This window comes from Nocardia jiangsuensis, assembly GCF_042650385.1.
Classification (GTDB): Bacteria; Actinomycetota; Actinomycetes; order Mycobacteriales; family Mycobacteriaceae; genus Nocardia; species Nocardia jiangsuensis.
Map to the genome: position 1 here is coordinate 139,992 of NZ_JBHSAX010000014.1, position 18,254 is coordinate 158,245.

An 18,254-nucleotide genomic window follows, 5' to 3' on the forward strand; every position below is an offset into this window, starting at 1 on the left:
GAGAGCGAACAGCACGAATTCCTCGCCCTGCGCGAGGCCGCGCGGCAACGCGGCTGGTGGGCCGCGCATCCCGGGCTCTTCGACGAGGAGCTCACCCGCTACTACGGCATGGAGTGGGGCGCGCACACCATCCGCAGCTACGAGAGCGTGATGATGCCCGGGCTGCTCCAGGGCGAGGAATTCATTCGCGCGCTGATGAATTCGCGCAGCGCGACCGTCGCGCCGGTCGAGGCGGAGGAGCGGGTGCGGGCGCGGCTCACCCGGCAGCGCCGGCTCACCGACGCGGCGGATCCGCTGCACCTCACCGTCGTGCTCGGCGAGGCGGTGCTGCACCAGCAGCTCGGCGGGCCCGAGGTGCTCGCCAGGCAGCTGCGGCACCTGGTCGCGGTCGCGGAGGAGCACCCGGCGACCGTCGACATCCGCGTGATCCCCTTCGCCGACGCGGGTTTCGTGCCCGCGGGCTCCACCTTCCACCTGCTCGACTTCGACCGGCCCAAGCTGCCGACGCTCGCCTGGTACGAGTCGGCCGTCTTCGGCGAGACCGTCGTGGACGATCCGGCGCGCAACCAGAACCGGGTCCGCGACCTCACCTACCTCTTCGAGCGCATGCACCGCGAGGCGCTCGGGCGGGTCGAATCGCTTGCCCTGATCCTGGATCGGGCCGCGGCGTTGGACGGTGCCCGATGAGCGAATGGTTCGTCTCGTCGTACTCGAGTGATCGGCAGACCTGCGTTGAGGTTCGGTTCCGCGCGGGGCGCGTCGAGGTGCGCGACAGCAAATCGCCGAGCGGGAGCCCGGTTCTGAGCTGGCCCGCACATGAGTGGACCGCATTCACCGCAGCCATTCGGGCGGGCGCACTTCGCTGACCGGATCGCGGTCGTCGGGTAACCGCAGCCCGCGACGGCCGAAGGCCGTGACCAGGTCGGTGTAGCTGTCTGCCAGCTCCGCCAGCCGGAACCAGGCCGCGTGCACGCGGGGTGCCGCGAGGTCGTCGGCGGTCATGAGCAGGCGATAGGCCCGGACCTGCGTATAGGCGATGCGGTCGACGACTACGCCGAGAGTCTCGCCGGATGGGCGGGCGTCGGCGCGAGGCGCGGGTAGGTGACGCGCCGCCCAGGTGTCGACGGAAGATATGAGTTCCTCTCGCCTACCGGGAAATTCGAGCTCCTGGTACAGCGCTCCGAGTTCGGTCGCGAGACGGGCTACCGGATGCGGACCCCGTGATGCCCCCTGATCGCCGCGCACAGTTCCTCCGCCGAGGGCGGCAGCTGAAACATCGCCGTACGACCCCGATTGATCACGGAACCGGTTCTTTCCGAGCAGGTTTCACTATTTCTCCCCCTTCGACCAAAGTGGCTTGAGCCAGTGAAACACTGGACGGACAGCTCGTCAAGAGGTGGCTCAAGCCAGTAGTATGGGGCGGCATGAGCGACGTTGACCCGACGGCGCGAGCTGTACCTGCAAGCAAGCGACTGGCAGGGGAACTGCGCCTCGCCATCGCTACGGGCGAACTCGGCCCGGGCGCACGCCTCCCGTCCGAGCGGGCACTCGCCGAGACTCACCGTGTAGCGCGCAATACCGCCAGGGAGGCCGTGCGAATTCTCGCGGACGAAGGGCTGGTCACGGCGGTACACGGCAAAGGCGTATTCGTTCGGGAACCGCGGCGGCTCCTACGATTCGGGAGCAGCCGGTATTCGAATCAGCTGCGGGAGCGGACCGGGCTGTCGCCCTTCCGGGCCGAGGTCGCGGAGCAGGGCAGGGTGGCGCGGGTCGACTGCACGTCGATCACCCGGGTTGCGCCACCGGAGCGAGTCGCAGCTCGGCTCGGCCTCGATCCGGAGAGCGACACCGTTGCCCGCCGGGAGAACTGGTACTACGCCGACGACGAGCCCGTGCAGGTCGGCGTGACCTACATTCCGTGGGCGGTCGCGGAGGACTCGGTCCTGGCGAGCTCGGCGCAGTTGGGCAAGGGCAGCTTGTACGCGCATTTCGAGGAACGCGGACATCGGATCACCCGGATCCGGGAGGAGGTGTCCGCCCGGATGCCGTCACCGGACGAGATCCGCGGGTTGGCGATCCCCGACGGAGTCCCGGTCCTCGAAGTGCTGCACACCGGAATCGACCAGGATGATCAGCCATTCGAGGTCACGCATTTCGTCATGCGTGCCGATCTCAACGCTGTGGACTACAACATGCCCGTGGAGGACCGTTGACCGTCACCGTGCGCCTGCGAGCGGCGACCGACCTCGAGGCTTGCGCCCGGCTCCTGGTCGAGGTGCACCGAACCGACGGATACCCGGTCGAAGGTGTTGCCGAGCCGATTTCCTGGTTGACCCCGGGTAACGCCGTCGAAGCGTGGGTCGGCGAGGTCGAAGGGGCGGTGGTCGGGCACGCGCTGGTCTGCGCGGCGACAGCTGCCGACGACGCTGCGCGGCTCTGGCTCGAACGAACGGCGGAGCCGCTTACGCGGGTGCTGGCATTCGGGCGCCTCTTCGTCGGCACCGCGGGCCGGAATCACGGTGTCGGCGAACGACTCGTGCGCACGGCGATGGCCTACGCGACCGAGCGGGACAAGCGGCTCGTGCTCGATGTCATGGACAAGGACCGAGCCGCCATCCGGCTGTACGAGCGGCTCGGCTGGCAGCACATCGGCATGGTGACTCACCACTTCGGCGAGGGCAGGGAAACGGGCGCGCAGTGCTATGCGGCTCCCAGCTGATTCACAGCCGTATGCCGAGTAATTCGGAGCAACGGCGAGCAGGATGAACTGCGTCGCCCTCGGGCGACGGAATCACCGCCGGAGCGGATCAACTGCCCTGATCGTCCGGCGCGACGGCCGGTGCCGCTGCCCCCTCGCAGGCGGCACCGGCCGATTTCCGCTCCGGGGCGGCGAGCGGGGGCGCGAGCGAGCGGCCGGTGGCGGCGAGGTGTGCGGCGACCCGCGCGATGTCGTCGGGGCCCGCCTTCTCCTTGGCCAGGTCGCCGATGGCGGCGGCGATCTCCGTCGCCGTGATGTCGGTGTGGCCGCGGCCGCGCGCGAGTTCCTCGGCGACCAGGACGATCTCGGTGTCGGTGAGGTCGCGGTGCAGGACGGCGAGCAGCGCGACGTAGTCCGACTGCGGGACGCCCTGCGGGTACCCGGTGCGCAGCCAGTCGACGATGCGGCGCAGCAGGCCGGCTCGGTCGCTCATCGAAACTCCTCAGGCACCGAAGATGTGCACGCCGAGCTTCGCCGCGAGGAACGCCTTCGCGACCCACAGCACCCCGCAGACGACGGCGGCGACGACGATCCCGAAGCAGGCGTACGCGCCCGCCCGCGCGGGGGCGCCGCCGCCGGCGTAGAAGCGCACGCCGAAGGCGAAGACGGCGGGCAGCCCGGCGCCGAAGACGATGCCGGCGAGCACCACCTCGAGCAGCGCGTTCAGGTTGGTGACGACGGTGTTCACGCGGACTCCCGGTCGGCGGCGGGCAGCCGGTCGCCCGGCCACTCGTTGACATTGGCATCGGTGACCGGCGCGCGCCGGGAGCGCAGGTACATGAGCGTGGAGAGCGCGATCAGCACGGTGAAGACCACGAGCACGCCGGGCAGCCCGCCGACGAAGTGCGCCACCGCCCAACACGCCGCGCCGACCAGCCCGGCCATCGGCAGGGTGAGCAGCCAGGCCACCGCCATGTGCCCCATGACCCGCCAGCGCACCTCGGCGCCCTTGCCGAGCCCGCTGCCGAGGATCGAGCCGGTGGCGGTCTGCGTGGTGGAGAGCGGCAGCCCGAAGTGCGCGGAGGTGAGGATGATGGCGGCGGCGGAACTCTCGGCCGCCAGCCCCTGCGGCGACTCGATCTCGACCAGCCCCCTGCCCAGTGTGCGGATGATTCGCCAGCCCCCCAGGTAGGTGCCTGCCGCGATGGCGACGGCGCAGGCCGCCATCACCCAGAGCGGCATTTCATCGTTAGCTGTGAGTGTGCCGTTGGCGACGAGCGCGAGGAAGATCACGCCCATGGTCTTCTGCGCGTCGTTGGTGCCGTGCGCCAGCGAGACCAGCGAGGCGGAGCCGATCTGACCCCACCGGAAGCCGCTCCGCACCGTATCGGCGTCGGCCCCCCTGGTGATCCGGTAGACGGCGCGGGTACCGAGCGCGGCGACCAGCGCGGCCACCACCGGCGCGAGCAGCGCGGGTACGACGATCTTGGCGAGCACGCCCTCCGACCCGGCCTGCCAGATCACCCCGCTCCAGCCGAGCGCCGCGAGCGTGGCGCCGATGAGCCCGCCGAACAGCGCGTGCGATGAACTCGATGGGAGCCCGAAAAGCCAGGTCAACAGGTTCCAGAGGATGCCGCCGACGAGTCCGGCGAAGACGACGACGAGCAGCTCCTGTCCGCTGACGGCGTCGAGCCGGACGATGCCCTTGGCCACCGTCGCGGCCACCGCCACCGAGAGGAAGGCGCCGATCAGGTTCAGCACGGCGGAGAGCGCCACCGCCACCCGGGGCCGCAGCGCCCCGGTCGCGATGGAGGTGGCCATCGCGTTGGCGGTGTCGTGGAACCCGTTCGTGAAATCGAAGGCGAGCGCGGTGATCACGACGATCACGAGAACCAGGAGCTCTACGGACACCTCCACAGTGTGGCGGGTTCACCCTGCATTTACCACCAGTTTGCCCAGCGTTGTGAATGGGTAATGGGTCACAGCAGCAGGGCCCGGATCGCGTCGATGGTGTCCGCCTCGGCGGGCGTTTTGTCCGGCCGGTACCGCACCACCCTGGCGAATCGCAGCGCGACGCCGCCGGGGTAGCGGGTGCTGGTCTGCACCCCGTCCAGCGCGATCTCCACCACCAGCGCCGGGTGCAGCAGCACGGTGTGCTCGTCCCTGGCGCGCTCGTGCCGGGGGAACTCCGCGGTCTGCCAGTGCAGCAGGGCGTCGGTGAGGCCCTTGAAGGTCTTGCCGACCATGATCGGCTCGCCGCCGTCCGGGTCGCGGGCGCCGAGGTGCAGGTTGGAGAGGTAGCCGGTGCGCCTGCCGTACCCCCACTCGGCGCCGAGGACCACCAGGTCGAGGGTGTGCGTCGGCTTGATCTTCTGCCAGGCCCTTCCGCGCCTGCCCGCGGCGTACGGCGCGGTCAGCGACTTGACCATGACGCCCTCGTGCCCGGCGGCGAGCGCGCCGTCGAAGTACTCGGCGGCGGTCTCGGCGTCGGGGCGCAGCAGCGCGGGGATGCAGTGCTCGGCGGCGACCTGTTCCAGCGCCTGCCTGCGCTCGGCCAGCGGGGCGTCGAGCAGGTCGCGGCCGTCCAGGTGCAGGCAGTCGAAGAAGTAGGGGTGCAGGAGGAGCTCGCGGGTGGAGGCGACCGGGCGGACGGCGGGATCGTCGCTGCCCGCCGGCACCGGGCGGGCAGCGCCGTCCGCCGGCTCCAGGATGGCGAAGCGGCTCATGGTCTCCTGGAACGGGCGCGGGCGGCCCGCGTCGGTGAGGGCGAGGGTCTCGCCGTCCAGCACCACCGAGCTGCACGGCAGCGCGCGGACCAAGCGAACCAGCTCCGGTACGCCCGCGGTGATATCGCGCAGGGTGCGGGTGTAGATACTGACCTCGTCGCCGCTGCGGTGCACCTGGATCCGGGCGCCGTCGAGCTTGTGCTCCAGGCTGACCTCGCCGCCGAACTCGCCGAGCGCCTCCTCCAGGCTGGCGCCGGGCGCGGCGAGCATGGGCCGCACCGGGCGCCCGACCTCCAGCCGGAACTCGGCCAGCGCGGCCGCGCCGCCGCGGCGGGCGGTGACGGCGGTGAGCGGCAGCTCGCCGCAGAGCATGTGCGCGCGGCGCACCGCGGCCACCGGGATGCCCTCGGCCTCGGCGACCGCCTCGGCGACCAGCGCGGTGAGCGCGCCCTGGCGCAGTTCGCCGGTGAGCAGGCGGATCAGGAACTCCCGCTCGGCGGAGGTCGCGCTGCCGAACAGCTCGATGAGCAGGTCCTTGCGGCGGGCCGCCGAGCCGGCGCCGGAGATGCCTGCCAGCTCGGTGAAGGTGGCGTCGACCTCGGCCACGGTGAGCCGGGGCTCCTCGGCCGGGGCCACGTCCAGCGCGGACAGCGTGCGCCAGCCGGTCCCGATCCGGCCCTGGCGCAACTCGCCGGAGAGCCACGCGGTCACAGCCGCGAGTTCGGCGTCGTCGCCGGCGGCGCGCAACACCTCGGCGAGCGCTTCGGTCTTCGTTTTCCGTGATCGGGTGGCCCGCACGCTCTCCGAGACCCGCACGACATCGGCGAACAGCACGTACTGGAATCTAGCCGCAGGCACCGACAGCAAACCCCACCGCTGTGACCAGCATTGCTAACTCCGTTATGGCCGGACTGCTAATCAGTTCGTAGACTCGGCCGCATGGCCAAAACCTACGTCGGCGCGCGGCTCCGCCAGCTGCGCACCGAGCGGGGGCTGAGCCAGGTCTCGCTCGCGCAGAAGCTGGAGATCTCGGCGAGCTACCTCAATCAGATCGAGCACGATGTACGCCCGCTGACCGTACCGGTGCTGCTCAAGATCAGCGAGCTGTTCGGCGTCGACGCCACCTTCTTCTCCTCGCAGGACGACACGCGCCTCATCGCGGAGCTGCAGGAGGTGGTGCTGGATCAGGAGCTGGGCATCGAGGCCGACACCAAGGAGATCGCGGACATCGTCTCGGCGCACCCGAGCATGGCCCGCGCCCTCGTCGCCATGCACAACCGGTACCGCAACACCTCGGCCCAGCTGGCCGCGGCCACCGAGGACCGGTTCGCCGACGGCTCGGGCAGCGGCGCCATCAGCAAGCCGCACGAGGAGGTGCGCGACTACTTCTACCAGCGGCAGAACTACATCCACGAGCTGGACACCGCCGCAGAGGACCTGACCACCCGGATCCGCTTCCACGGCGCCGACGTGAACACCGAGGTCGCCAGGATGCTGCGCGGCCACGGGGTGCGGATCGCGGAGCGGATCGATCTCGGCGAGGGTGTGCTGCACCGGTACGACCCGGCGGAGAAGCTGCTGGAGATCGCGCCGCACCTCTCCGGCGGGCAGCGCAGCTTCAAGCTCGCGGCGGAGCTGGCCTACTTCGAGTGCGGCGAGCTGATGGAGAAGCTGGTCGACGAGGGCAACTTCGCCTCCGACGACGCCCGCAAGCTGGCCCTGCTCGGGCTGGCCAGCTACTACGCCGCGGCGATCGTGCTGCCGTACACGCACTTCCACGAGGTCGCCGAGGACTTCCGGTACGACATCGAGCGGCTGTCGGCCTTCTTCACGCAGAGCTACGAGACCGTCTGCCACCGGCTCTCCACGCTGCAGCGGCCGGAGCTGCGCGGGGTTCCGTTCTCCTTCGTCCGGGTGGACCGGGCGGGCAACATGTCGAAGCGGCAGTCCGCCACCGGTTTCCACTTCTCCTCCAGCGGCGGCACCTGCCCGCTCTGGAACGTCTACGAGACCTTCGCCTACCCGGGCAAGATCATGACCCAGATCGCGCAGATGCCGGACGGCCGCAAATACCTGTGGGTGGCGCGCACCGTGGAGCGCAGGGCGACGCGCTACGGCCAGCCGAGCAAGACCTTCGCCATCGGCCTCGGCTGCGAGCTGCGGCACGCGGGCCGGGTGGTCTACGCCGACGGCATCGACCTGCCCGAGGTGCAGCCGACCCCGATCGGGGCTGGCTGCCGGGTGTGCGAGCGGGCCAACTGCCCGCAGCGCGCCTTCCCGCCGCTCGGCAAGAAGCTGGACATCAGCGAGCACCGCAGCTCGGTCTCGCCGTACGTCCTGCAGTAGCGCTCAGAAGGCGGCTTCGTCCAGCTCCATGATGTCGTTGTCCAACTCGGCGAGCACCGTGCGGACGGCGGCCAGCCCGGGCAGCACATTGCGGGCGAAGAATTGCGCCGCCGCGATCTTGCCGGTGTAGAAGTCGCGGTCGGCCGCGGGCGGTTCGGTGGCCAGCGCGGCCGCGGCGGCCTCCGCCTGGACCTGCAGCCGCCAGGCGATGAGCAGGTCACCGACGGCGAGCAGGAAGCGCACCGAGCCGAGCCCGATCTTGTACAGCTCGGCCGAGTCCTGCTGGGAGGCGCCCAGATACCCGGTCAGGATGCCCGCCATGGCCTGCACGTCGGCGAGCGCGGTGGCGAGCAGGGCGCGCTCCCGGACCAGCCGCCCGGTCTCCATCTCCAGGAAGCCCTGGATCTGCCCCGCGACGTGGCCGAGCGCGACCCCGCGATCCCGGATGATCTTGCGGAAGAAGAAGTCCTGCGCCTGGATGGCCGTCGTTCCCTCGTAGAGCGAGTCGATCTTGGCGTCCCGGATGTACTGCTCGATCGGGTAGTCCTGCAGGTACCCCGAGCCGCCGAGGGTCTGCAGCGATTCGGTCAGGTACTGGTAGGCGCGCTCGGAGCCGACGCCCTTGACGATCGGCAGCAGCAGGTCGTTCACCCGGGCGGCCGTGTCCGCGTCCGCACCGGAGACCAGCTGCGCCACGTCCTCGTTCTGGTGTGCCGCCGTGTAGAGGTAGACCGCGCGCAGCCCCTCGGCGTACGCCTTCTGCATGGCCAGGCTGCGCCGCACGTCCGGGTGGTGCGTGATGGTGACCCGGGGCGCGGCCTTGTCCGCCATCTTGGTGAGGTCGGCGCCCTGGACGCGCTGCTTGGCGTAGTCGAGCGCGGTTAGGTAGCCGGCCGAGAGCGTGCCGGTGGACTTGACGCCGACCATCATGCGCGCGTTCTCGATCACCTGGAACATCTGCGCGATGCCGTCGTGCACCTCGCCGACCAGCCAGCCGACCGCGGGGACGCCGTTGCCGCCGAAGGTGAGTTCGCAGGTGGGCGAGGACTTGAGCCCCATCTTGTGCTCGAGGCCGGTGACGACGACGCCGTTGCGCGCGCCGAGCTCGAGGGTCTCCGGGTCGAAGTGGAACTTGGGCACGTAGAACAGCGAGAGCCCCTTGGTGCCCGGCCGCGCGCCCTCGGGGCGGGCGAGCACCAGGTGGAAGATGTTCTCGGTGAGATCGCCCAGGTCGGCGCCGGAGATGAAGCGCTTGACGCCGTCGATGTGCCAGGTGCCGTCCGGCTGCTTGACCGCCTTGGTGCGTCCGGAGCCGACGTCGGAGCCGGCATCCGGCTCGGTGAGCACCATGGTGCCCTGCCAGCCGCGCGCGAAGCCCTCGCGCGCCCAGTGCTGCTGCTGCTCGGTGCCGACGGTGTAGAGCACCTTCGCCATCACCGCGCCCATGGTGTAGAAGGCCGCCGACGAATTGGCGCAGGTGATCATCTCGTTCACCGCCCAGGCCAGCACCGCGGGGGCGGGGGTGCCGCCCATGCCATCGGGCAGCGCGAGCGCGCCCCACCCGGCGTCGTAGACCGCGCGCACCGAGCGGGCGAGCGGCTCCGGCACCGTGATGTCGCCGGTGGCGGGGTCGAAGGTGGGCGGTTCGCGGTCGGCGGCGGCGAAGGACTCCGCCACCGGCCCCTCGGCCAGCCTGCGCACCTCGTCCAGGATCGCCCGCGCGGTCTCCGAGTCGAGGTCGCCGTAGGCGCCGGTGTCGAGCAGTTTGTCGAGTTCGAACACCTCGAACAGGTTGAACTCGATGTCGCGCAGATTCGCCCTGTAGTGGCCCACCGCTCCTCCTGACCCAACCGCGATTGACATTTTCCGCAGCCTGCCGCAGGGACTTCGGGCTACGCAACCGTAGGCGGCGGAGGCTGCTCACCGCCGGTCACGATCGAGCCTCGGCAAGGTTTCACACGGGCGAAACATCGGCAACGAATTCGTCACCGACAGATATTCCTCGGCAACAGAAGCGGCCTACCGTTCATCGCGGATACGGCCTCTGTATACATCCTGACGTGGGCGTATTCCGTTTGTTCGATGAGGAGAAGGGTTCGCCCCCATGTCAGATTCCCGTTCGAAACGACTGCGTCGTGCAATCGCGGTGCCGGCCGCGATCGCACTCGCCGGACTCCTGGTGACCGCCTGCGGCGCCAAGGACGACGCCTCGACCGGCGGCTCGGATGCCGCGTCCTGCGTCGACACCTCGCAGCCGACCATCAAGGTCGGCTCGCTGCACTCGCTCTCCGGCACCATGGCGATCTCCGAGGTCACCGTGGCGAACTCGACCAAGCTGGCGGTGGACCAGATCAACGCGGCGGGCGGTGTGCTCGGCAAGCAGATCCAGATCGTCCTGGAGGACGGCGCCTCGGACCCGAAGACCTTCGCGGAGAAGGCCGAGAAGCTGATCAGCTCGGACTGCGTGGCCGCGGTCTTCGGCGGCTGGACCTCCTCCAGCCGCAAGGCCATGAAGCCCAAGTTCGAGAGCCTGAACTCGCTGCTCTACTACCCCGTGCAGTACGAGGGGCTGGAGGACAGCAAGAACATCTTCTACACCGGCGCCACCACGAACCAGCAGATCATCCCGGCGCTCGACTACCTGAAGCAGAAGGGCGTGAAGTCGCTCTACCTGGTCGGCTCGGACTACGTCTTCCCGCAGACCGCGAACCGCGAGATCAAGGCGTACGCGGCGGCGAACGGCATCGAGATCAAGGGTGAGGACTACACCCCGCTCGGCTCCACCGACTTCTCCACCATCGTCAACAAGGTGCGCACCGCCGACGCGGACGCCGTCTTCAACACCCTGAACGGCGACTCCAACGTCGCCTTCTTCCGCGAGTACACCAACGCCGGGCTCAAGGCCGCCGACATGCCGGTGGTCTCGGTGTCGATCGCCGAGGAGGAGGTCGCCGGCATCGGCGCGCAGAACATCGCGGGCCAGCTGACCGCCTGGAACTACTACCAGACCGTCGACTCGCCGGAGAACAAGGCGTTCGTGGCCGCGTACAAGGCCGCCTTCGGTGCGGACAAGCCCACCTCGGACCCGATGGAGGCGGCGTACGCCTCGGTCTTCCTGTGGAAGAACACGGTCGAGAAGGCGAACTCGTTCGCGGTCGCCGATGTGCAGGGCGCGGCCGACGGCGTCAGCTTCGCGGCGCCCGAGGGGCCGGTCACCATCGACGGCAAGAACCACCACATCACCAAGACGGCCAGGATCGGTGAGATCCGCCCCGACGGCCTGATCTACACGGTCTGGGATTCGGGCAGCCCGATCAAGCCGGACCCGTACCTCGAGTCGTACCCCTGGGCCGACGGCCTGCGGTAACTCCCCGACACCGGTGCGGGGCGGCAGTGCCGCCCCGCACCGGCTCGATCCCGAAGGGGGTACTCCTCGATGGACGTCATGATCGGCCAGCTCTTCACCGGGCTGAGCCTCGGATCGATTCTCCTGCTCGCCGCGCTCGGCCTCTCGCTGACCTTCGGTCAGATGGGCGTCATCAACATGGCGCACGGCGAGTTCATCATGGCCGGCTGCTACACCACCTACGTCGTGCAGACGGTGGTCTCCTCGGCCGGCGTCTCGCTGATCATCTCGCTGGTGATCGGCTTCCTGGTCGGTGGCCTGCTCGGCGCCGCGCTGGAGATGGGGCTCATCCGCTGGATGTACGACCGGCCGCTGGACACCCTGCTGGTGACCTTCGGCGTCGGGCTCGTGCTGCAGCAGCTGGCCCGCGACATCTTCGGCGCCCCGGCCAAGAACGTGCTGGTGCCGGAGTTCCTCGGCGGCGGCATCACCATTCTCGGCGCGGTGGTGCCGAAGACCCGCATCTTCATCCTGGTGCTGGCGATCCTCGCGGTGACGGCGCTGGCCGTCGCGCTGAAGACCACCCCGCTCGGCAGGCGGATCCGGGCCGTCGTGCAGAACCGCAGCCTGGCCGAGACCAGCGGCGTCTCCAGCCGTTTCACCGATATCAGCACCTTCTTCATCGGGTCGGGGCTGGCCGGCGTCGCCGGTGTCGCGCTCACCCTGATCGGCTCCACCAGCCCGACCATCGGGCAGAGCTACCTGATCGACGCCTTCCTGGTGGTGGTGATCGGCGGGCTCGGGCAGATCAAGGGGACGGTGATCGCCGCGTTCGCGCTCGGGCTGCTCAATTCGTTCATCGAGTACTCCACCACGGCCTCGATCGCCAAGGTGATCGTCTTCGTGATCATCGTGATCGTCCTGCAGGTCCGGCCGCAGGGGCTGTTCACCGTCCGGACAAGGAGTCTGGCATGACCACGCTCGTACAACGGTGGCGCGCGAACTCCTCGGCCGGCGCGCTGGCCGGCTTCGCGGTGGCCGCGGTGCTGCTCTTCGCGGTGGCGCCCGCCGTGCTCAGCGACTTCCGGCTGAACCTGCTCGCCAAGTTCCTCTGCTTCGCCATCGTGGCGGCCGGGATCGGGCTGGCCTGGGGCCGGGGCGGCATGCTCACCCTCGGCCAGGGCGTGTTCTTCGGAATCGGCGCCTACATCATGGCCATGCACCTGCAACTGGCCGACGCCGAGCGGCTCGGCAACGACGTGCCCGAGTTCATGGACATCGCCGGGATCAGGGAGCTGCCCGCGCTCTGGGTGCCGTTCGCCTCGGCTCCGGTCGCGCTGCTCGGCATTCTCGTCGTCCCCGCGCTGGTCGCGGCGGTGCTCGGGTACGGGGTGTTCAAGCGCCGGGTGAAGGGCGCGTACTTCGCGATCCTGAGCCAGGCGCTGGCGGCCGCGCTGGCGATCCTGCTCACCGGGCAGCAGGCGCTCGGCGGCTTCACCGGGCTGTCGGACTTCCGCGCCTTCTTCGGCTTCAAGCTCTCCGACCCGGCGAACCGGCAGATGCTGTTCTTCATCGCCGCGGGCACGCTGCTCGTGGTGGTGGCGATCGTGCGCCAGCTGATGCGCAGCCGCTACGGCGAGCTGCTCGTCGCGGTGCGTGACCAGGAGGAGCGGGTGCGGTTCCTCGGCTACGACCCGGCCAATATCAAGATCGTGGCGTACGTGGTGGCGGCGTTCTTCGCCGGGATCGCGGGGGCGCTGTTCACGCCGATCGTCGGGATCATCTCGCCCGCCGACATCGGCGTCGTCCCCTCCATCGCCTTCCTGATCGGGGTCGCGATCGGCGGGCGCACCACGCTGCTCGGGCCGGTGCTCGGCGCGATCGGCGTCGCCTGGGCGCAGACCTCGCTCTCCGAGCAGTTCCCGTCCGGCTGGACCTATCTGCAGGGCGTGCTGTTCATCGTGGTGGTCGGCTTCATCCCGGCCGGGCTGGCCGGAATCTGGCCGATGCTCAAGGGCCGCGTCGACTTCGGGCGGTTCCGGCGCAAGCCGGAGCCGGAGCCGGCGGCCCCCGAACGAGAGAAGGTGGCGGCGCCATGAGTGCACCGGCCAAGGCGGGGATGTCCGCCGAGTACCTGGAGGTGCGCGGCCTCTCGGTGAGCTTCGACGGCTTCAAGGCCGTCACCGAGGTGGATCTCACCGTGCTCTCGGGCGACCTGCGCTTCCTGATCGGCCCGAACGGCGCGGGCAAGACCACCCTCATCGACGCCATCACCGGCCTCGTCCCCGGCACCGGGTCGGTGCAGAAGACCGGGGTCGAGCTGCTGGGCAAGAAGGTGCACCAGATCGCGCGCGCCGGGATCGGGCGGACTTTCCAGACGGCGAGCGTGTTCGAGCAGCTCACCGTCCTGCAGAACCTGGACATCGCGGCGGGCGCGGGCCGCTCGGCGCTCACCCTGCTCCGCACCCGCAAGTCGGTGCTGCCCGCCATCGAGGAGGCGCTGGAGACCACCGGCCTCACCGCGCTGCGGGACAAGCCGGCCGGGGTGCTCGCGCACGGCCAGAAGCAGTGGCTGGAGATCGGCATGCTGCTGGTGCAGAACGCCACCGTGCTGCTGCTGGACGAGCCGGTCGCGGGCATGAGCGCCGAGGAGCGCGAGGAGACCGGGAACCTGCTGCGCCGGATCGGCGGCGAGCGGGTCGTCGTCGTTGTCGAGCACGACATGGACTTCATGCGCTCCTTCGCCAACTCGGTGACGGTGCTGGCCGGCGGCAAGCTGCTCAGCGAGGGCAGCGTCGAGCAGGTGCAGGCCGATCCGAAGGTGCAGGAGGTGTACCTCGGCACCGCCGCCGAGATCGACAGCACCGGAGCCGATCTGAGCGATGTCACCACTATCGCCGCCGAAGAGGAGACCGACGATGCTCGAGCTCGATGACGTGCGCTCCGGCTACGGCCGCACCGAGGTGATCCACGGTGCGACGCTGACCGTGCCGGACGACAGCGTGGTGGCGGTGATGGGCCACAACGGCGCGGGCAAGACCACCCTGCTGCGCACCGCGGTCGGGCTGATCGGGGTGAAATCCGGGCGGATCGCCTTCGACGGCGAGACCATCACCAAGCTCGCGCCCTCCAAGCGGGTGCGCCGCGGCATCGCCTACGTGCCGCAGGGGCAGCAGAGCTTCGGCCAGCTCAGCACCATGGAGAACCTCCAGGTGGTGGCGGACGGCCGCAAGCGCGGCAAGGCGCTGATCGACGAGGCGCTCGACCTCTTCCCCGCGCTGCGCGAACTGCTGCCGCGCAAGGCCGGGCTGCTCTCCGGCGGCCAGCGCCAGCAGCTCGCCATCGCGCGGGCGCTGATCACCGAGCCGAAGCTGCTCATCCTCGATGAGCCGACCGAGGGCATCCAGCCCTCGGTGGTGGCCGAGATCGAACGCACCATCATCGAGCTGACCGGGCGCGGCGGGCTGAGCGTGCTGCTGGTCGAGCAGCACATCGGCTTCGCGCTGCAGGCCGCGCAGCACTACTACGTGCTGCAGTCCGGGCGGATCGCCTCCAGCGGGGAGGGTGGGGCGGGCGCGGAGACCGCGGTCCGCTCCGCCATGGCGATCTGAGCCCTGCGATGGCGCGGATTCCGCTGCGCGAGCAGGTCTACGACGCACTGCGGCGTGACCTCGCGGGCGGCGCGCTGCCCGCCACCGAGCGGCTCCGCGAGGAGCGGCTGGCCGCCGGGTACGGCGTCTCCCGCACCCCCGTGCGGGAGGCGCTGGCCCGGTTGCTCGCCGACGGGCTGGTGCAGCGGCAGGTGGACGGGTTGTACCCGTTCCGGCCCCGGCTGGACGAGCTGGACAACCTGTACGAGCTGCGCATCGTGCTGGAGGCGCGGGGGTTGCAGCGGGCACTGCCCGCCACCGGCCCCGGGCCGGGTACCGCGCCCGGCACCGCCGCCGCACCCGGCGCGGACGCACCGCCGAGCGCGGGCACGGACTCCACGGCCCCTCCTGTGCACGACCTCGCGGCGGTGCGGGCCGAACTGGCGATCTGGCAGGCGCTGCGCGACGATCCACCCGAACCGGGCCAGGCACTGGTCACCGCGGACGAGCGGTTCCACCTGACGCTGCTCCGGGCGGCGGGCAACCCGGCGCTGGCCGACGCGCTGCACACCGTCTACGAGCGGGTCCGCCCGGTGCGCACCATGGATCTCCCCAACCCCGAGCGGATCGCGGTGATGACCGCCGAGCACATCGCGGTCGCCGAGCACCTGCTCGACGGCGACCTCGATGCCGCGCTGCGCGCGCTCACCACCCACATCGACACCTCGCGCGCCCACGTCCGGCTCCGCGCCGAGCAGGCGCTGGAGTACACGAAACTGGCCCGCGCCGTGCGGGACTGACTAATCATCGGTCTGCGGACACCAGTCCTCAGATCTCTGCTCGGGATCGGGTTCGGGTGGTCCGCAGTATCCGCGGAAATCCGGAACGACCTCGCCATCCATGACGTGCACGACGGTGATGGGCTTGTTCAGCGGAACGTTCCTGGCGATGTCGCCGCCGTAATCGATGGTCCCGGTCACGCCTTCCAGCGCTTTGCTCGGCTGGCCGTCGTCCTGCTGAGGTGTGTGTATAGCGGTGATCTCGCGCCAGACGGCACCCGTGCTGAGCGGGATCGGCGGCTGTGAGTCGTGCAGATACGTGGCCGCGGTGATGAGCACCTGTGTGGCGTCGTAGGCCAGTGGCCCATACGGGTCGGACGGCGGACCGCTGTCGGGTGGCCGGGAAGCGAAAAGCTTGTTCCAGGGCTCGTAGTAGTCCTGGGCGGCGCCGACTCCGATGGCATCGTTGGCGAAGGACAGATAGTAGTACGGGATCGCGCGCGTCCGGGTGCGCATAGCGTCATCGGCGACATGATTGGCGATATCGTCATCGCCGATCAGCAAGCTGTCCTTACCGCCACACCCTTCCGCGCCCGAGATGAACTCCTCGAAGTCGGCGCCGCGAGCGGCGAAGAACGTCACTCCCCGATAACCACCACAGATGTCCCGCCCCGCGGCCCCGGCACTGAGCTGGCCGGTTATACCGGGAGGGGCGAAGGCGACCGACTGGACGGTGAATCCGAGAGCCTCGAATTCCTCGCGGGCATCCTGTTGCAAATTCGAACTGTAGATGTCGTCCTCGTCGCCGGAGTAGTAGATGCGAACCGTTCTCGGCCGGTTCTCCTCGCGCACCAACCGATCGGCGAAGGCCGCGGCGACCTGGGCTTCACGCCTGTTGCTCGGGGCTACCTGGAAATACAGCGGTGACGACTGGGCGAGCGTGTCCGCGGACAGCGTGGAACTCACCATGGGCACACCCATCCTCGACAGCTCGTGGATCAGGGTCAAGACGGTCAGCCTGCTCTGGTCCAGCCCCACGACTCCGACCACGGTCGGATCGCGGCGCAGGAGGGCACGCAGCGGCTGGACGAGCCGGTATCCCTGGTCCAACTGCTTGCCCGCGTTCGCGAGCAGCACCTTGACGAGCGGCGTCGAAGCCGGGCCGCTCAGTTGCCGAGCCTGGGCGACCGCAACTCCTTCGATGGACTTGCGCGGTCCGGCCGACACGCTCGCCTCCCCGGCCGGTGCGGTGAATCCCTCCAGAACGACAATCGTGATGAACGGCCGAGCAGGATTGCTGCGGTGCTGCTCCTCGGCCTGCCTGTTCTGGTCGGCGATCACGACTTCGACCTTCCGGAAAGCGTCGTCGGAAGGCAGGAAGGAAAACGAGCCGTCACTGATCCCCACGCATTCACTGCCGGTCCAGATCAGATCTCGGTTACGCGAGCCGCAATGCCTGTCCCATTGCGCATCCTGCCACCACAGCGCCGTGCCGGCCGCCAGGGCGACAACGACGGCAGGCACCCCGATCCGGATCCATCGGCTCAACCACCATGCCGGTCGCACCCGCTTGGCGAAAGTGTTGATCGGTGACCAATTGTTATCGGGCTGCCCCGCGACGACCGCGGATATCTGGATGGGCAGAAACCACGCCGTCTCCCGTCGTCTCCGTTGGTCGCGGAGCAGTTCGTCACACCAGCGCTCATATGCATCGCCGGCCTCGGCCGCATCGTAGAGCCGCCTGGCCGTGTCGTTGCTTCCGGCATCCGGCGGCGCCGTGGCGGCGGTGGCGATCACCAGCAGCGGGTCGAAGAGTCCGGTTTGATTTCGAACGGTATTGATGGATTCCAGCAGTGAGAAACCGCCGTTGGCGGCATCGGCATTATCGACCAGCAGAACAGGGTAGACCGTTTCGCGCCGCCGCCACACCTGCCAGAACCTCAGACGGTAAGCCCGGCGAAGATCTTCGAGAAAGGCGTGGATCAGCAGGAGCCGTACCGAATCCTGATCCTCGTTCTTCCATTCGTCCTCGGTCAGACGGCTGGCGAACCGCACGAACGTCCCCGACAGCCCCGGCGCGAGGTAGGGCTGGCGGAGAAACCAGCGATAGCGGCCGGACAGAACAGGCACCCGCCCGGTCACCGCCACCTGGAATGCCGCGACGGTCAGCAGTCGCAGAAACCACAGCGATGCCCGCCACCACCAGGTGTCGTTGGAACTTTCCGCGTCGGCGCGCTGTATCCAGTGGTCGAGCCGGACCGCGAGGCCGCGCTGCAGCAGCCGCATCCGCATCGTACGGTCCGGGTGGCGTTCGTCATGGTCGACCCTCTGTTCCATCAACCACAGCAGCAGCGTGAGTCGCTCGAATCGCAACCGCGGACCCCGGACATCGGGATTGCGCACGAAGCGCGACGCCGCCAGGTCCAGGATGTCGCGGACGCGAGCGACGGAACCCGTCGGCTCCGGGCCCGCGTTCGCCTCGAGGTCGGGGACGGGGAGAGCCTGATAGCTGCGGCGCAGATCGCTCGGATACTGCGATTTGAGATGCTTGCTGATGGTGTCGAGAATGTCGGTGCGAGCATCGCCCCGAACCAGACACAACATCGGCAGCCCCCGACCACCGGTGCCCCGCGGCCAGCGGTCGCCGACCCGCGGCCGTCGGCACAGCTGGTCGATGACCTTGAAAAGCACTGTAGCGCCCGCGGATTCCCGCATCTTCGCCCCCTCGGCAACTCGACCGCCCCCTGCGGGCACCACCGAACGCAAACC

The 18,254-nt window shown here is 69.4% G+C and carries 18 protein-coding genes; 11 read left to right on the forward strand and 7 right to left on the reverse strand.

Translation table 11 applies throughout. The features are described from left to right. Both ACFO0B_RS14910 and ACFO0B_RS14915 read left to right on the forward strand, forming a co-directional pair. Positions 1–687: DUF5753 domain-containing protein (locus ACFO0B_RS14910; RefSeq protein ID WP_378613018.1), on the forward strand; the 687-nt coding region annotated here is incomplete at its 5' end. Then, positions 684–866 carry a DUF397 domain-containing protein gene (locus ACFO0B_RS14915; protein WP_378613019.1) on the forward strand — a complete coding sequence of 61 codons (183 nt, stop codon included), beginning with the start codon at positions 684–686 and terminating at the stop codon, positions 864–866. The genes ACFO0B_RS14910 and ACFO0B_RS14915, both read left to right, overlap by 4 nt. On the opposite strand, the gene ACFO0B_RS14920 is transcribed toward ACFO0B_RS14915, so the two are convergent. Continuing rightward, positions 832–1,245, reverse strand: coding sequence for a DUF4254 domain-containing protein (locus tag ACFO0B_RS14920; RefSeq protein WP_378613020.1), 414 nt, complete (start codon positions 1,243–1,245; stop codon positions 832–834). The genes ACFO0B_RS14915 and ACFO0B_RS14920 overlap by 35 nt on opposite strands. Positions 1,246–1,424: 179 nt before the next feature. Between ACFO0B_RS14920 and ACFO0B_RS14925 the strand changes: the two genes are divergently transcribed. After that, entirely contained in the window at positions 1,425–2,213 is a 789-nt protein-coding gene (locus tag ACFO0B_RS14925; RefSeq protein ID WP_378613021.1) for a GntR family transcriptional regulator, read from the forward strand. Then, positions 2,210–2,719: a GNAT family N-acetyltransferase gene (locus ACFO0B_RS14930; RefSeq protein ID WP_378613022.1), complete on the forward strand. Its 510-nt coding sequence runs from the start codon at positions 2,210–2,212 to the stop codon at positions 2,717–2,719. The genes ACFO0B_RS14925 and ACFO0B_RS14930 overlap by 4 nt, the downstream gene beginning before the upstream one ends. 88 nt (positions 2,720–2,807) lie before the next feature. On the opposite strand, the gene ACFO0B_RS14935 is transcribed toward ACFO0B_RS14930, so the two are convergent. The 4 genes from ACFO0B_RS14935 to ACFO0B_RS14950 form a co-directional block, all read right to left on the reverse strand. Next, the gene (locus ACFO0B_RS14935; RefSeq protein ID WP_378613023.1) at positions 2,808–3,191 is read right to left on the reverse strand and encodes a DUF3349 domain-containing protein; all 384 of its coding nucleotides are present in this window, start codon (positions 3,189–3,191) and stop codon (positions 2,808–2,810) included. A 9-nt stretch (positions 3,192–3,200) separates the two neighbouring features. Then, positions 3,201–3,446, reverse strand: coding sequence for a hypothetical protein (locus ACFO0B_RS14940; protein WP_378613024.1), 246 nt, complete (start codon positions 3,444–3,446; stop codon positions 3,201–3,203). Beyond that, the gene (locus ACFO0B_RS14945; protein WP_378613025.1) at positions 3,443–4,609 is read right to left on the reverse strand and encodes an inorganic phosphate transporter; all 1,167 of its coding nucleotides are present in this window, start codon (positions 4,607–4,609) and stop codon (positions 3,443–3,445) included. Before ACFO0B_RS14945 ends, ACFO0B_RS14940 begins: the two co-directional genes overlap by 4 nt. A gap of 68 nt (positions 4,610–4,677) precedes the next feature. Beyond that, positions 4,678–6,258 carry an ATP-dependent DNA ligase gene (locus tag ACFO0B_RS14950; RefSeq protein ID WP_378613026.1) on the reverse strand — a complete coding sequence of 527 codons (1,581 nt, stop codon included), beginning with the start codon at positions 6,256–6,258 and terminating at the stop codon, positions 4,678–4,680. Between the two features lie 105 nt (positions 6,259–6,363). Here ACFO0B_RS14950 and ramB point away from each other — a divergent pair, with 105 nt between their 5' ends. Continuing rightward, positions 6,364–7,770 carry an acetate metabolism transcriptional regulator RamB gene (ramB, locus tag ACFO0B_RS14955; protein ID WP_378613027.1) on the forward strand — a complete coding sequence of 469 codons (1,407 nt, stop codon included), beginning with the start codon at positions 6,364–6,366 and terminating at the stop codon, positions 7,768–7,770. A gap of 3 nt (positions 7,771–7,773) precedes the next feature. Here the strand turns inward: ramB and ACFO0B_RS14960 are convergent, their stop codons facing one another. Continuing rightward, positions 7,774–9,603: an acyl-CoA dehydrogenase gene (locus ACFO0B_RS14960; RefSeq protein ID WP_378613028.1), complete on the reverse strand. Its 1,830-nt coding sequence runs from the start codon at positions 9,601–9,603 to the stop codon at positions 7,774–7,776. Between the two features lie 271 nt (positions 9,604–9,874). Here ACFO0B_RS14960 and urtA point away from each other — a divergent pair, with 271 nt between their 5' ends. The 6 genes from urtA to ACFO0B_RS14990 all read left to right on the forward strand — a co-directional run bounded on the left by urtA (position 9,875) and on the right by ACFO0B_RS14990 (position 15,506). Further along, complete coding sequence (gene urtA / locus ACFO0B_RS14965; RefSeq protein ID WP_378613029.1) at positions 9,875–11,137, forward strand: urea ABC transporter substrate-binding protein; 1,263 nt, start codon at positions 9,875–9,877, stop codon at positions 11,135–11,137. A 69-nt stretch (positions 11,138–11,206) separates the two neighbouring features. After that, positions 11,207–12,091, forward strand: coding sequence for an urea ABC transporter permease subunit UrtB (gene urtB / locus ACFO0B_RS14970; RefSeq protein ID WP_378613030.1), 885 nt, complete (start codon positions 11,207–11,209; stop codon positions 12,089–12,091). Beyond that, positions 12,088–13,215, forward strand: a complete 1,128-nt coding sequence (gene urtC / locus ACFO0B_RS14975) for an urea ABC transporter permease subunit UrtC (protein ID WP_378613031.1) — start codon at positions 12,088–12,090, stop codon at positions 13,213–13,215. Before urtB ends, urtC begins: the two co-directional genes overlap by 4 nt. Next, positions 13,212–14,051, forward strand: coding sequence for an urea ABC transporter ATP-binding protein UrtD (gene urtD / locus ACFO0B_RS14980; RefSeq protein ID WP_378613032.1), 840 nt, complete (start codon positions 13,212–13,214; stop codon positions 14,049–14,051). Before urtC ends, urtD begins: the two co-directional genes overlap by 4 nt. After that, complete coding sequence (gene urtE, locus ACFO0B_RS14985) at positions 14,035–14,727, forward strand: urea ABC transporter ATP-binding subunit UrtE (protein WP_378613033.1); 693 nt, start codon at positions 14,035–14,037, stop codon at positions 14,725–14,727. Before urtD ends, urtE begins: the two co-directional genes overlap by 17 nt. 8 nt (positions 14,728–14,735) lie before the next feature. After that, positions 14,736–15,506, forward strand: a complete 771-nt coding sequence (locus ACFO0B_RS14990) for a GntR family transcriptional regulator (protein WP_378613034.1) — start codon at positions 14,736–14,738, stop codon at positions 15,504–15,506. Here the strand turns inward: ACFO0B_RS14990 and ACFO0B_RS14995 are convergent, their stop codons facing one another. Next, positions 15,507–18,176 (reverse strand): hypothetical protein, encoded by a 2,670-nt coding sequence (locus tag ACFO0B_RS14995; protein WP_378613035.1) that lies wholly within the window; start codon positions 18,174–18,176, stop codon positions 15,507–15,509. Between the last annotated feature and the right edge of the window lie 78 nt (positions 18,177–18,254).